Annotated in this window: 12 protein-coding genes; 6 read left to right on the top strand and 6 right to left on the bottom strand. The window is 73.0% G+C overall.

Going from position 1 to position 13,448, the window contains the following annotated elements:
- The first annotated feature begins 83 nt into the window (after positions 1-83).
- The gene (locus HUT06_RS24735; RefSeq protein WP_176197915.1) at positions 84-1,706 is read left to right on the top strand and encodes a GMC family oxidoreductase; all 1,623 of its coding nucleotides are present in this window, start codon (positions 84-86) and stop codon (positions 1,704-1,706) included.
- Complete coding sequence (locus HUT06_RS24730) at positions 1,703-2,503, top strand: enoyl-CoA hydratase/isomerase family protein (RefSeq protein WP_217711427.1); 801 nt, start codon at positions 1,703-1,705, stop codon at positions 2,501-2,503. Before HUT06_RS24735 ends, HUT06_RS24730 begins: the two co-directional genes overlap by 4 nt.
- 502 nt (positions 2,504-3,005) lie before the next feature.
- Here HUT06_RS24730 and lexA read toward each other — a convergent pair.
- Entirely contained in the window at positions 3,006-3,668 is a 663-nt protein-coding gene (lexA, locus tag HUT06_RS24725) for a transcriptional repressor LexA (protein WP_176197914.1), read from the bottom strand.
- 72 nt (positions 3,669-3,740) lie between these two features.
- Positions 3,741-4,496 (bottom strand): SDR family NAD(P)-dependent oxidoreductase, encoded by a 756-nt coding sequence (locus tag HUT06_RS24720; RefSeq protein WP_176197913.1) that lies wholly within the window; start codon positions 4,494-4,496, stop codon positions 3,741-3,743.
- A 91-nt stretch (positions 4,497-4,587) separates the two neighbouring features.
- On the opposite strand from HUT06_RS24720, the gene ligA reads away from it, so the two are divergent.
- Positions 4,588-6,579 (top strand): NAD-dependent DNA ligase LigA, encoded by a 1,992-nt coding sequence (gene ligA / locus HUT06_RS24715; protein WP_217711426.1) that lies wholly within the window; start codon positions 4,588-4,590, stop codon positions 6,577-6,579.
- A gap of 99 nt (positions 6,580-6,678) precedes the next feature.
- Here ligA and HUT06_RS24710 read toward each other — a convergent pair whose 3' ends face one another.
- Positions 6,679-7,227: a dihydrofolate reductase family protein gene (locus tag HUT06_RS24710; RefSeq protein WP_176197911.1), complete on the bottom strand. Its 549-nt coding sequence runs from the start codon at positions 7,225-7,227 to the stop codon at positions 6,679-6,681.
- A gap of 105 nt (positions 7,228-7,332) precedes the next feature.
- Between HUT06_RS24710 and HUT06_RS24705 the strand changes: the two genes are divergently transcribed.
- Entirely contained in the window at positions 7,333-7,938 is a 606-nt protein-coding gene (locus HUT06_RS24705) for a DNA-binding response regulator (protein ID WP_176197910.1), read from the top strand.
- On the opposite strand, the gene HUT06_RS24700 is transcribed toward HUT06_RS24705, so the two are convergent.
- The gene (locus HUT06_RS24700; protein WP_176197909.1) at positions 7,828-9,741 is read right to left on the bottom strand and encodes a sensor histidine kinase; all 1,914 of its coding nucleotides are present in this window, start codon (positions 9,739-9,741) and stop codon (positions 7,828-7,830) included. The two genes, HUT06_RS24705 and HUT06_RS24700, sit on opposite strands and share 111 nt — an antisense overlap.
- A 95-nt stretch (positions 9,742-9,836) precedes the next feature.
- Positions 9,837-10,433: a TetR/AcrR family transcriptional regulator gene (locus tag HUT06_RS24695; protein WP_176197908.1), complete on the bottom strand. Its 597-nt coding sequence runs from the start codon at positions 10,431-10,433 to the stop codon at positions 9,837-9,839.
- Between the two features lie 128 nt (positions 10,434-10,561).
- On the opposite strand from HUT06_RS24695, the gene HUT06_RS24690 reads away from it, so the two are divergent.
- Positions 10,562-11,725, top strand: a complete 1,164-nt coding sequence (locus HUT06_RS24690) for an NADH:flavin oxidoreductase (RefSeq protein WP_176197907.1) — start codon at positions 10,562-10,564, stop codon at positions 11,723-11,725.
- A 57-nt stretch (positions 11,726-11,782) separates the two neighbouring features.
- On the opposite strand, the gene HUT06_RS24685 is transcribed toward HUT06_RS24690, so the two are convergent.
- Entirely contained in the window at positions 11,783-12,676 is an 894-nt protein-coding gene (locus HUT06_RS24685) for an NADP-dependent oxidoreductase (RefSeq protein WP_176197906.1), read from the bottom strand.
- 69 nt (positions 12,677-12,745) lie between these two features.
- Here HUT06_RS24685 and HUT06_RS24680 point away from each other — a divergent pair, with 69 nt between their 5' ends.
- The gene (locus HUT06_RS24680; protein WP_176197905.1) at positions 12,746-13,342 is read left to right on the top strand and encodes a TetR/AcrR family transcriptional regulator; all 597 of its coding nucleotides are present in this window, start codon (positions 12,746-12,748) and stop codon (positions 13,340-13,342) included.
- Positions 13,343-13,448 lie beyond the last annotated feature (106 nt).

Here is a 13,448-nt window from a genome sequence, read left to right as displayed (position 1 = left end):
GGAAGGTAGAACGTGTTCTACTCTTGGGCTGGAACGCTGACTGGACAGCTGTCCACTACCCCTTGGTGTGCGCGGAGGTGCTCGTGGTTCGGGCCGATTACGTCGTGGTGGGCGCGGGCAGCGCCGGATGCGCGGTGGCGCGCCGCCTCGCCGAGAGCGGGGCGAGCGTGGCGGTGCTGGAGGCCGGGGGGCGGGACACCGCGCGCGGGGTGAAGAACCTGCTGGAGATCCCCGGCGCGGTCGCGGTGATGCTGTCCACGCCGCAGCTGAAGAAGCTCGTCGACTGGGGCTACAAGTCGGTGCCGCAGACCGCGGCCTGGGGGCGGGTGATCCCGCAGACGCGCGGCAAGGTGCTCGGCGGGTCCAGTTCGGTCAACGGCATGCTGTTCGTGCGCGGCAACCGGCAGAACTTCGACGACTGGGCCGCCGACGGCGCCACCGGCTGGTCGTACGACGACGTGTTGCCGTACTTCAAGCGCCTTGAGGACTGGGAGGACGGCGCCGGCGAGGTGCGCGGGGCCGGCGGGCCAGTCAGGGTGCGGCGGCAGCAGAACCTCACCGACGCGTCCCGCAGCTTCATCGACGCCGCGACCGGCAAGCTCGACGTCCCGTTCCTGGACGACTACAACGGCCCCGAGCAGGAGGGCGTCGGCGTCTTCCAGCTCAGCGCGGACGGCGGCGTCCGCTACTCGGCCGCCCGCGCCTACCTGCGCACCGACCCGCCGGACAACCTGCTCGTCCTCACCGACGCCAGGGCGACCCGGGTCGTGGTCAGCGGCGGCCGGGCCACCGGCGTGGAGGTGATCGGGCCGGACGGGGACCGGCACGTGGTGGCGGCCGACCGGGAGGTGATCGTCTCGGCGGGCGTGTTCGACTCGCCCAAGCTGCTCCAGCTGTCGGGGATCGGCCCGGCGGCGCTCCTGCAGCGGCACGGCATCGAGGTGGTCGCGGACCTGCCGGTGGGCGAGAACCTGCACGACCACCTGTTCGTCCCGGTCTCCTTCCGGATGGACTCCGCGCAGCGGCGCCCGACGCCGGCCTACTTCCTGCGCGGTCTCGCCCAAGCGCGGCTGCGCCGCTCCGGCTGGGCGAGCGGCTCGCAGTTCGAGGCCACCGGGTTCGTCCGCACCTCGCAGGCCGGCGCGATCCCCGACCTGCAGCTGCACGCGCTGTACTGGGTCTACCCGTTCCCCAACCAGGACGGCGACAAGCCGGTGCGCCCGCCCACGAGCAAGCCGGGGTTGAGCGTGTTCCCGACGCTGATCTACCCCGAGAGCCGGGGCACGGTCCGGATCGCCGGGCCGGATCCGGAGCTGGCGCCGCTGATCGACCCGGCGTACCTGTCGGCGGGCAAGGACGCGGAGGTCCTGCTGGAGGGCATGGCGATGGTCCGCGAGGTGATGGACGGGATCGGCGACAACCAGGGCGAGATCGTGCCCGGGCCCGACTACGCCGACCCCGCCGAACTGCGCCGGTTCCTGCCCAACATCGTCCACTCGGTCTACCACCCGGCCGGCACCTGCCGGATCGGATCGGACGAGCGGGCCGTCGTCGACCCGAAGCTGCGGGTCCTGGGCGTGGAGGGCCTGCGGGTCGCCGACGCGTCGGTCATGCCGTCGGTCACCGGCGGCAACACCAACGCGCCGTCGATCATGATCGGCGAGCGCTGCGCGGACCTGGTCCTCGGAACGGAGGCCCGGCGGTGACCGAGGAGACCGAGATCCTGCTCGTCGAGGACGCCGACCGCGTCCGGACGATCACGCTGAACCGGCCCGCCGCGCTCAACGCGTTCAACGAGGCCCTCTACGACGCGCTCACCGAAGCGCTCCACGCCGCGGCCGAGGACCCGGCGGTGGCCGTGGTGCTGCTGACCGGCGGCGGCCGCGCGTTCAGCTCCGGCACCGACCTGGTCGAGATGGCCCAGCGCGTCACCGACCCGGACTTCACGCCCGGGAAGCACGGCTTCATCGGCCTCATCGACGCGCTGGCCGAGTTCGACAAGCCGCTGGTGCTGGCGATCAACGGCCTGGGCCTCGGCATCGGGCTGACGGTCATCGGGTTCGCGGACCTGGTACTGATGTCCGAGGACGCGCGGCTGAAGACCCCGTTCACCAGCCTGGGCGTCGCGCCGGAGGCCGCGTCGAGCTACCTGCTGCCCCGCCTGGTCGGGCGCCAGAACGCCGCCTGGATCCTGCTGTCCGCGGAATGGATCTCGGCGGCCGAGGCCAAGGAGATGGGACTGGTCTGGCGGGTCTGCGCGCCCGCCGGCCTGATGGCGGAGGCGCGGCGGGTCGCGGTCACGCTGGCGGGCCGCCCGGTCTCCAGCCTGCGGGAGGTCAAACGCGATATGACCGCGCCGCTCCGCGAGGAGATCCAGCGGGCGCGGGAGCGGGAGAACGACGGGTTCGCGCGGCTCATGGGCGGTCCGGCGAACGCCGAGGCCCTGGCCGCGTTCGCCGAGGGCCGCGACCCCGACTTCACCTCGCTGCCACCGGGCTGGTGAACCCCGGCGGCCGGGTCAGCGGACGCCGAGTATCAACTCGTGCCCGGCGCCCGGTTCCGGCTGCGCGACGATGCGGACACCGTCCTCCTGGTGCCAGCGGAAAGCCAGGATGACCGCGGCGGCGAGACCGAGGATCCATACGATCGGGCCCCGATGGACAGGACCAGCGGGTCCCCGTAATGGCCCGACTCCAGACGGACGATCTCCCAGGTCCCCGCCGCGATGGCCAGCAGGGCCAGCGCGATCAGGCCCAGCCAGCGGCGCCGTGCCCTCTTGGTGCGCTGAACGGAATGGACGCGCAGTCGAACCACCCTGTCGCACGCCCGGCAGCGCACGTCGCTGACGGCGCTTCCCTCCGAGGGCCGACGGACGTGTATCCGGGAGACCCGGTACTTGACCACGGTCGCGTCGCCGAACCGGCGCGTGTCCACGATGTGGTGCAGCAGCACGGAGTGGTGCCTGCTCACCGCACGCAATTCCCGGCCTCCTGACGTCCGCCGCGTCAGAGGCTGCGGACCACCGAGACGACGATGCCGAGCACGGCCGCCTCGTCGCCGTCGATGACATCGTAGGCGGGATTGCGCGGTTCGAGGAGGACGTGGCCGTTCCGGCGGCGGTACACCTTCACGGTGGCCTCGCCGTCGATCATGGCCGCGACGATCTGCCCGGAGTGGGCCTCCTGCTGCTGCCGGACCACGACGATGTCGCCGTCGCGGATCGCGGCGTCGATCATCGAGTCACCGCGGACGCGCAGGCCGAAGACGGTGCCGCGCCCGGTGATCTCGCGGGGCAGCAGCAGTGCGCCGTCGGCGTGCTCCTCGGCGGAGATGGGCGTGCCGGCGGCGATGTGCCCCACCAGCGGGACGGCCACCGGGCCGTCCGAGGACCCTCCCGCCGGACGCTCCCCGAGGAACACGCGCACGTCGATCGGGCGCGACACCGCCGTGCCGCGCCGCAGGAACCCCTTGTCCTCCAGGCTCGCCAGGTGGCGCGACACCGACGAGGTCGACCGCAGGCCCACGGCGTCCCCGATCTGGCGCGTGCTCGGCGCGTACCCGTACCGGACCGCCCAGTCGCGGATCATGGCCAGTATCCGCTGCTGGCGCGGCGGGAGGGCGGAGGCGTCCAGGTCTCCGAACACGTCGGGATCACGGTAGGCGGTCACCCCGGAATCATAGGGTGCCGGGGCGGGCGGCACCCCCGGCGCGCGCGTCCCCGGCGGCGCCTCGCCGCGGCGTCAGCGCAGCTTGATCGCGCCGCCGTCGGCCATGACGGTCTGGCCGGTCATGTACTGGGCGTCGTCACTGGCGAGGAAGGCGATGATGGGCGCGACATCGCGGTCGGGATCGCCGAAGCGGCCCAGGGGCACCTTGGCGGCGGACTGCGCGTACTGTTCGGGGCGCGCCTCGGCCCACGCCGCCACGCCGGCCGTCAGCGCCATCGGGCAGACCACGTTGACGCGGATGTTGAGCGGTGCCCATTCGTTGGCCACCACCCGGCTCAGGCCGCGGATGGCCTCCTTCGCCGCCGCGTAGGAGGCCTGGTTGCGCTGGCCGTCGAGCCCGGCGCCGGAGCCGAAGTTGATCACGGAGGCGTTGCCGGTCCTCCGCAGCTCCGGCAGGGCCGCGAGCATGAAGTTGCGGGTGGCGTAGAGGCCGGTGTCCATCGCGAGGTCCCAGTCGTCGTCCGTCTGCTCCTCGAACGGCTTCTGGCGCGACGCGCTGGCATTGTTCACCAGCGTGTCGAGCTTCCCGAAGCGCTCGGCGGCCGTCGCGACGGCGCGGTCGGCGACGGCGCGGTCGGAGACGTCGCCGCGCAGGAAGACGACGGCGTCGCCCAGCTCGCGGGCGAGCGCCTCCCCGGCCTCCTGCTGGAGGTCGACGGCGACGACCCGCGCGCCGCGTGCGACGAAGAGCTTCGTGATGGCGCCGCCGATGCCGCTGGCGCCTCCGGTGACGATGGCCGACTTTCCTTGCAGGCTGAGAGAGGTCATGACCTGCATCCTTTCGTGCGCTCTGCGGCGGGCCGGAGTCACCCCCGGCCGGCCGGTGAAGAGTGTCGGTGGCTTCGCGTTTAATCGGGGTGTGGACGTCGAGGAGCGCATCGCTGAGCTGGCCGCCGAGGTCAAGCGGCTGAACGACCTGTACTACGGCGCCGGTGACAGCCCGTTGCCGGACGCCGACTACGACGCGTTGAAGGACGAGCTGGCGGCGCTCGTCGCCGAGCATCCCGAGCTGGAGCCGGCCGACAGCCCGCTCGGCAGGGTCAACGCGCCCGCGGAGCTCGCCGGGCCGACCGTGCGGCACGCGCGTCCGATGCTCTCGCTGGCGAAGGCGACCGGCGAGGAGCAGATCCGCGCATTCTGCGAGCGCTTCGGCGGCCAGGTGTTCCGGGTGTCGGAGAAGCTCGACGGGCTCTCGCTCAGCGTCGTCTACACCGGCGGGAGGCTCGACTACGTCGCCACGCGCGGCACCGGCGCGGTCGGCGAGCTGGTGACCGCGAAGGTGCGGCACGTGATCCCGGGCCTGCCGCCGGAGATCGAGGAGCCGGGGCGCGTCGAGGTCCGCGGCGAGGCCGTCATGCTGCGGTCGGTATGGGCCGCCTACAACGAGGCCCACCCGGACAAGACGCTGACCAACCCCCGGTCCGGCGCCGCCGGGACGCTGGTGCTGAAAGACCCCGAGGCGGCGGTCCAGGCGAAGCGGGTGCTGCGCTTCTACGCGTTCGGAGCCGACCGCGACGGCGCCGCGATCGGCCTCCCGGCGGGCTTCGAGCCGGTCGCCCAGTACGTGTGCGCGGACGCCGCCGCGGTGATGGAGGCGATCCACGCGATCGGCGGCCGCCGCGACGGGCTGGACTACGACATCGACGGCGCGGTCGTGCGGCTGCACGAGCCGTCGGCGTTCGACGCGGCGGGCTTCAACAGCGCCGAGCCGCGCGGCGCGATCGCGTTCAAGTACCCGCCGGAAGAGAAGCTCACGACGCTGCTGTCGGTCGAGTGGCCGGTCGGCAAGATCGGCCGCGTCCCGCCGCGCGCGAAGGTCGCGCCGGTGTTCGTCGGCGGCGTCACGGTGGAGAACGTCACCCTGCACAACCCGCGCCTGATCCGCGAGCGCGACCTGCGCATCGGCGACACGGTCGCGGTCGTGCGGCGCGGCGACGTGATCCCGTTCGCGGGCCGCTCGCTGCCGGAGCGGCGCGACGGGAGCGAGGTCGAGATCGTCCCGCCGGCGCACTGCCCGTCGTGCGGCTCCGAACTGGAGGTCCGCGGCGCCGGGGAGGAGCGCTGGTGCGTGAACCTGCAGTGCCCGGCCCAGGCGATGCGGCGGCTGATGCACTGGGCCTCGCGCCAGGCGGCCGACATGGAGGGCGTCGGCGACACCTGGATCGAGAAGCTCGCCGAGGAGGGCGTGCTCACACGCCGCAGCGACTTCTACGACCTGACGGCCGGGCAGCTGCTCGACTACGAGCGGATGGGCGAGGTCAGCGCGCGGAACATGGTCGACTCGATCGCGGCGTCCAAGGACGTCGGGCTGCGCCGGGCGCTGATCGGGCTGGCGATCCCGATGGCGTCCGAGGGCACGGCCAAGCGGCTGTGCCTGGCCGGCTACGAGCGCATCGAGGACGTCGCGGCGGCCACCGTGGAGGATCTGGTGGCGATCCGCGACATCGGCCCGGCGGTCGCCGAGAGCGTCGTCGCCTTCTTCGCCCGCCCCGAGGTGCTGGCGGAGATCGCGGCGCTGCGCGAGCGCGGCGTGAACCTCGACGTGCTGCCCGAGGACCGGCCGGTCGACGCGGCGGCCGCGGGCGACTCGCCGCTCAAGGGCAGGGCCGTCGTGATCACCGGCGCGTTCACCGACCCGCGCTCGGGCGCGAAGATCAGCAGGCCGGACGTCACCCGCCTGGTCGAGCAGGCGGCGGCGAAGGCCGTCTCGTCGGTCTCGGCCGGCACCGACTACCTGCTTGCCGGCGACAACGTCGGCGCCGCCAAGACCGGCAAGGCCGAGAAGCTCGGCGTCACGATCGTCCCCCAGGACGAGCTGTGGCGCTGGCTGGCCGAAGCCGGCGTCATCTGAGCGAGCCGCCGCCTCGTCACCGGAGCGGTGCGCACCTGGAGTGAGGTGGGCACCGGCACCGGAAGGCGTGCGGCCGCCGGCCGCACGCCTTCCGGCCCGTCAGGGCGTGAGGGGGCGGTAGGTGAGGACGGCGACCCCGCTCGGGAAGGTGAGGGAGTCGGCCAGCTCGACCGTTCCGGCGCTCTCCGGGCGGAACAGCGGCTCGCCGGAGCCCTTGATGACCGGGTAGAGCCAGATCTTGTACTCGTCCAGCAGCCCGGCGGCGGCGAGGGCGTCGGTCAGGCGGCCGTTGCCCCAGACGAGGATGTCGCCGCCCTCCCGCTTCTTGAGTTCGGTCACCGCGCCGGTGAGGTTGCCGCCGTCGATGACCGTGGTGGGGTTCCAGGCGGAGGTGTCCACCGGCTGGGAGGCGACGACGTACTTGTCGATGGAGTTGACGTGGTCGGCGTAGGGGTTGCCGCCCATGTTCGGCCACGCCTGCGCCATTCCCTCGTAGGTGACGCGGCCGAGCAGGAGCGCGTCGGCGTTCTCGGCCATGGTGAAGGCGTAGGCCTGGGCCTTCTCCTCGGAGTACTGCAGCGACCATTCGTGCGGATTGTCGATGAATCCGTCGAGAGTGGCGTACGTCGAGGCGATGAGCTTTCGCATGGTTTCCTCCGGTTCTGAGTCCGCCGGTGTCGGCGTGATTAGACTCGCAATCCGGAGAATTCGCCGGTAGTGGCCGGGTTCAGCAGTTCGATGTGAAGGATTCACATGATCCGTGTGATGGTCGCCGAGGACGTCCGGATCCTGCGGGAGACGCTGACGACCGTCCTCGGGCTCGAGGACGACATCGAGGTGGTGGCCATGGTCGAGCGCGGCGACGAGATCGTCGACACGGCCGTCCGGACCCGCCCCGACGTGGCCGTGCTCGACATCGACCTGCCCGGCATGGACGGCCTGGACGCCGCCGCCGAACTCCGCGTGAAGCTCCCGGCCTGCCGGACGGTCGTCCTGACGGGCCTGGGCAAACCGGGATACCTGCGCCGGGGGCTGGCCGCGGGGATCTCGGCGTTCCTGCTCAAGCACGCCCCGGCCGACGACCTCATCGACGCGATCCGCAAGGCCGTCGCGGGGGAGCGGGTCGTCGATCCCCAGCTGGCCCTCGCCGAGCTCGAACGGTCGGACAGCCCGCTCACCGCGCGGGAGGCCGACGTGCTCCGGCTGTCGGCGACCGGTGCGGAGGCCGGCGACATCGCCCGGTCGCTCTCACTGAGCCGGGGCACCGTCCGCAACTACCTGTCGTCGGCCGTCCTGAAGCTCGACGCCAGGAACCGCATCGACGCGATCCGCATCGCGACCGATCAGGGCTGGCTGTAGCGGCACCTCCACCACGAGCCGGAAGCCGTCCCCGTCCCCGCCGGCGGTCAGCGTCCCGCCCAGCTCCCGCACCCTGCGCGCCAGGTTCCGCAGCCCCACGCCCGGCGCGCCGACGCGGTCGGCGACACCGTCGTTGACCAGGCGCAACCGGACGTGCTCCGCGACCGGCTCGACGGTCAGCTCGCACCGGTCGGCGTCGCTGTGCCGCAGCACGTTGGTGACCCCTTCGCGCAGGACGGTGGCGAGGAGCGCGTCGGTCTCCGCCGGCAGCGGCACCGGCTGGAGCGTCCCGGACACCTCGATCCCCGCGGCCGTGAGCGCCGCGCGCGTCGACTCGGCCTCCGCCACGAGCGCGATCTCACCGCGCCCGGCCACGACGTCCTCCATGTCCGCCAGGGCCCGGCGGGCCGCCGCCAGGCCCTCCGACAGCTCGGCGCGGGCCCGGTCGGGATCCCTGTCCAGCAGCCGCAGTGCCAGCTCGCTCTTGAGGACGACCACCGACAGCCCGAGTCCGAGCAGATCGTGCAGGTCGGTCGCGAACCGGAGCCGCTCGCGGGCCACCGCCGCCCGGGCCAGTTCCGCCCGCGCCTCCTTGACCCGCAGGGCCAGCTCGCCCATCCGGACCAGCCCGCACACCAGCAGCGCCCGCTCGCCGGACCACACGATCTCGTAGGCCATGCCCAGCGGCGTCGGGTCGCCGAGCTGCGCGTCCCAGATCACCAGCAGCGGGTCCAGGCAGATCAGCGGGACCGCCACGACCCAGCGCGCCCACCCGCGCACCACGACCAGCACGAGGCCCGGCAGGAAGAGGACCACGTGCCACACCGACAGGTCGAACAGGAGCAGCGGGCCCAGGGCGGGGACGAAGACGACCAGCGTCCACGGCGGACGGCGCGTGGGGGCGCAGGCGCGCAGGAACAGCAGGACGAACGCGGCGAGCGCCGTGCAGAACACCGCCGTTTCGAGGGCGCTCAGGTCGACGCGGAGGAACTGCCGCAGCTCGGTGGGCACGATCATGAGGCAGATGGTCGCCGCGCCGAGGACCGCCGCCGCGGTGGCCGTCAGGTCGTCCGCGACGGGTGGGCCGGCGAGGTGCTCGCGCCCGTACCCGTGCGCCACCGACCGCGTCTCGTTCAGCGCCGCCCGCGCCACGTCGAGCCGCCGCCTCACCGCCGGCGGGTCCGCCGCGTCCCCGTCCCGGACGACCCGTTCGAGGCTCACGCCCACGCGTTCGTTGAGCTGCCGCGCGAAGACCAGCCGCTCGCGCGAGACCTGGGCCAGCGCGAGCGCGTCCCTGGTCCGCCGCATGTCGGTGATCAGGTCGGCGAGCCGGGCGACCCCGTACAGCGCGATGCCGACGAAGGCCGCGTGCCCGACCGCGAGGTAGGCCGCCTCGGCGACCGTCGGCCGCACCGGCAGCGCGGCGGCGAACTGCGCGGCGATCACCAGCGCGAAGCCGCCCCACGCCGCCCACCGCCGGCGGACGAGCAGCAGGAACGCCGCCGCCAGGAACCCGGAGTTGCCGTACCAGGTGGAGGCGTACCAGACCATGCCCGCGGCGGTGAGGACCGCCTGGACTCCCAGCATCGACTGCCGGCCCCGCGCCCGGTCGTCGTCCGACCAGCGGATGCAGTTGCGCAGGTGCAGGAGCACCAGCGCGGTGAGCAGGGCGGCCGCCACCGGCTTGCCATCGTGCTCGGCGTTGATGATCCCGACGTAGCCGCCGAAGGCGAAACCGCAGCTCACCCCGACCGCGACCACGCGGGCCCAGCGAGCGGCCGCCACCGGAGACGCGGAATCCATGCGGGCCTCCCCAGGAAGGGCGATTCCGTGCATCGTAGAGAAGAACGGGCCGCCGGAGGGGAGACCGCCTCCGGATCTCGCGGCAGCCCTCGCGGTCAGCCGCGGGCGGGGGCGGTCAGCCCTGCGGTGAGGAAGGAGACGAGGGCCTCCGGGCGGACGGGGGACCGGCCGTCGGCGGCGGCGCGGCCGTAGATCTCCAGCAGCAGGGTGAAGGCAAGGCGCCAGCGCTCGGAGATCTCGCGGACGGGCAGTTCGGGCATGGCGCGGGAGAGCATGACCTCGAAGGGGGCCGGGCTGAACCAGGGGGAGGACACCGGCAGTCGCCCGTCGGGGAGGGCGGTGCGGGCCAGCAGGCGGCACAGCATCCGGCCCTTCTCGGTGCGGATCAGCTCCTCGAACGGCTCGACGATCGCCGCGACGAGGCCGGCGATCGGGAGCGGCCCCGCGTCGGGCCGCTCCGAGGCCTCGACGACCGGTGCCAGGCGGTCGGCCCAGAGCGGGATCAGCTCGCGCTCCAGCAGGGCCGTGACGAGCCCCTCCCGCGAGCCGAAGTGGTAGTGCACCGCTGCGGGGTTCAGGCCCGCCTCGGCGTTGATCAGGCGGAGGGAGACCTGGTCGGGGTCCTTGCCGGCGAAGAGCCGCTCGGCCGCGGACAGCAGGCGTTCCCGGGTCGACGCGCTCTCGTCGGGCATCCGGCCATTCCACCACACCTTGCGCAAGCACTCTTCAATCAGTGATTGACTGGTGATTGAAACCGCGGCAGCGGACGCGCCCCCGGCTCCCACCCCGCGGCCACGACCCGCTTCCCCTTGGAGAGCACATGACCACTCCGGACGTCTTCGCACCCGCCAAGCTCGGCCCCCTCGAACTGCGCAACCGCGTCATCAAGGCCGCCACCTTCGAGGGCGTGACCAAGGACGCGCTGGCCGGCGACGAGCTGATCGAGTTCCACCGCCGCCACGCCGCCGGCGGCGTCGGCATGTCCACGGTCGCCTACTGCGCCGTGGCGCCCGAGGGCCGTACCGAGCGCGACCAGATCTGGATGCGGCGCGAGGCGCTGCCCGGGCTGCGCCGCCTCACCGACGCCGTGCACGCCGAGGGCGCCGCGGTCTCGGCGCAGATCGGGCACGCGGGCCCGGTCGCCAACGGCAAGTCCAACGGGCTGCCCTCGCTCGGCCCGTCCCGCGCCTTCAACCCGCAGTCGCTGCGGATGACCCGCGCGGCGACCCGGGACGACATCGAGCGGGTCACCAAGGCGCACGCCGGTGCGGCGCTGCTGGCGATCGAGGCCGGGTTCGACGCCGTGGAGATCCACTTCGGCCACAACTACCTGGCCAGCTCGTTCCTCAGCCCGAAGATCAACAAGCGCACCGACGAGTACGGCGGCTCGCTGGCCAACCGCGCCAAGGTCGTGCGCGGCATCGCCCGCGCCGTCCGCGACGCGGTGGGGGACCGCATCGCGGTCCTGGCCAAGCTGAACATGGACGACGGCGTCCCCGGCGGCTTCTGGCTGGACGAGAGCCTCCAGGTGGCGCAGTGGCTGGAGCAGGACGGCGGCCTGGACGCCCTGGAGCTGACCGCCGGCAGCTCCCTGCTCAACCCGATGTACCTGTTCCGGGGCGACGCGCCGGTGCGGGAGTTCGCCGCCGCCATGCCCCAGCCGGTGAGGCTGGGCGTCCAGCTGGTGGGCGGGAAGTTCATCCGCAGCTACCCCTACGAGGAGGCGTACCTGCTGGAGAGCGCCCGCCAGTTCCGCGCCGCGCTGAAGATGCCGCTGGTCCTGCTGGGCGGCGTCACCCGGCGCGAGACCATGGACCTGGCGATGGCCGAGGGCTTCCAGTTCGTCGCGATGGCCCGCGCCCTGCTGCGCGAGCCCGACCTGCTCAACCGCATGCAGGCCGAGCCGGCCACCCGCTCCCTGTGCATCCACTGCAACAAGTGCATGCCGACCATCTTCAGCGGCACCCACTGCGTGCTGGCCTGAGCCGGAGGGGACACCGGGACGGGCGCCGCGACCGAGGTCGCGGCGCCCGCCCCGCTTTCAGACGACGATGACGCGCCGCCCGCGCGTGTGGCCGGCCCGGCTGTCGACGTGCGCGGCGGCGGCCTCGGCCAGCGTGTACGACCGCGCGACCGGGATGTGGAGCCTTCTCCGCGAGATGAGGTCGACGGCCTCGGCCAGCGCGTCCCGCATGCTCCCGGCCGCGCCGGAGAACCGGGCGCCGAACGCGGGCGCGTCGAGATCGGCGATGGAGACCACCTTCGCCGGATCGCCGGTCAGCTCGACGAGTTCGCGGATCACACCGGACCCGGCGAGGTCGAGCGCCGCGTCGACGCGGCCGAGCCGCCGCACCCGCTCCGCCCAGCCCGCGCCGTACGCCGTTGCGGCGGCGCCCAGGCTCCGCAGGTAGTCCAGATTGTCGGCCCCGGCCGTGCCGACCACCGCGATGCCGCGGTCGCGGGCGATCTGCAGCACCGCCGAGCCGACGCCGCCGGACGCGCCGCTGACCAGCAGCGTCTGCCCGGGCCGCACGCCGACCTCGCGGAGGACGCGCAGCGCGGTCTCCACCACGGAGGGGTACCCGGCCGCCTCGTCGAAGTCCAGGCCCGCGGGCATGCGGGCCCAGTCCGACAGCACGGCGAACTCGGCGTAGGTGCTCGACCCCTCGCCGAACACGCGGTCGCCGGGCTCGACCCCTTCGACGCCCTCGCCGACCTCGTCCACCACTCCGGCGGCGTCCAGCCCGACCCCGGCGGGCAGCGCGATCGGACGGGCCTGCTGGAACTGGCCTTCGCGGATCCTCCAGTCGACGGGGTTCACCCCCGCCGCTCGCACGGCGACGCGTATCCGCCCGGGGCCCGCGTGGGGGGCTTCCGCGTCGATGAGTCGCAGCACATCCGGACCGCCGAACTCGGCGTAGCTCACCTTCTTCATGCGGCGAACATAGCGCTAACGGTTAGCTTTTCAAAACCGTTTTTGTTTCGTACCTGATAGTGTCAAGCTATGACCGCGCCCCCCGGCCGCCGCGAGCGCAAGAAGGCCGCCACCCGCCAGAAGATCGCCGACACCGCGCTGCGGCTCTTCGCCGAGCGCGGGTACGACGCGGTGGGCATCCGGGACGTGGCCGCCGAGGCGGACGTGGCCGTCACCACGGTCTTCGCCCACTTCGCCTCCAAAGAGGCCCTGGTGTTCGAGCAGGACGCCGACTTCGAGCAGCGCCTCGTGGGGGCGGTCGCCGGCCGGGAGCCGCACGAGCCGCTCATCCCCGCGCTGCGCCGCGAGATCCATGCCCTGGTGCGGCACTGCACGGGGGAGGGGGCGGCCCCGGTCTGGCGCATGATCGACGAGTCCCCGGCGCTGCGGGAGTACGAGCAGTCGATGCGGCTGCGCCATGCGGAGTCGCTGGCGGCGGCCATCGCCGCCGACGCCGGCCCGGCGCGGTCCGCGACGGCCTGCCGGGCGATCGCCCGGTTCGTGGTCGCCGCCTTCTCCGTGGCCCGCGAGGCGGCCGATCCGCAGGCCGCGGTCGACGAGGTCTTCCAGTTGGTCGAGGCGGCCTGGGCCGCGGCCGGACCCTCCGGTGCTGCCGCGCCCCGCTAGCCGGAGCGCCGCCCCGGACGCGTCGTACTGCGGCGCTGACCTGGGATGTCTTGACAAAAATCCAAACTTATGCAGAATTCTCCATATGTTCGGTCAATCTTCCACA

Origin of the sequence: Actinomadura sp. NAK00032 (assembly GCF_013364275.1) — a bacterium.
Classification (GTDB): domain Bacteria; phylum Actinomycetota; class Actinomycetes; order Streptosporangiales; family Streptosporangiaceae; genus Spirillospora.
This window is presented reverse-complemented; position numbering and strand designations above follow the sequence as displayed.

What these genes read in the sequence shown, in the direction of transcription:
- HUT06_RS24695 (WP_176197908.1), bottom strand. Translation starts at nt 10,433, where the DNA reads ATGCCCGACGAGAGCGCGTCGACCCGGGAACGCCTGCTGTCCGCGGCC.
- HUT06_RS24720 (WP_176197913.1), bottom strand. Translation starts at nt 4,496, where the DNA reads ATGACCTCTCTCAGCCTGCAAGGAAAGTCGGCCATCGTCACCGGAGGC.
- HUT06_RS24710 (WP_176197911.1), bottom strand. Translation starts at nt 7,227, where the DNA reads ATGCGAAAGCTCATCGCCTCGACGTACGCCACTCTCGACGGATTCATC.
- HUT06_RS24685 (WP_176197906.1), bottom strand. Translation starts at nt 12,676, where the DNA reads ATGAAGAAGGTGAGCTACGCCGAGTTCGGCGGTCCGGATGTGCTGCGA.
- HUT06_RS24680 (WP_176197905.1), top strand. Translation starts at nt 12,746, where the DNA reads ATGACCGCGCCCCCCGGCCGCCGCGAGCGCAAGAAGGCCGCCACCCGC.
- HUT06_RS24690 (WP_176197907.1), top strand. Translation starts at nt 10,562, where the DNA reads ATGACCACTCCGGACGTCTTCGCACCCGCCAAGCTCGGCCCCCTCGAA.
- HUT06_RS24700 (WP_176197909.1), bottom strand. Translation starts at nt 9,741, where the DNA reads ATGGATTCCGCGTCTCCGGTGGCGGCCGCTCGCTGGGCCCGCGTGGTC.
- HUT06_RS24705 (WP_176197910.1), top strand. Translation starts at nt 7,333, where the DNA reads ATGATCCGTGTGATGGTCGCCGAGGACGTCCGGATCCTGCGGGAGACG.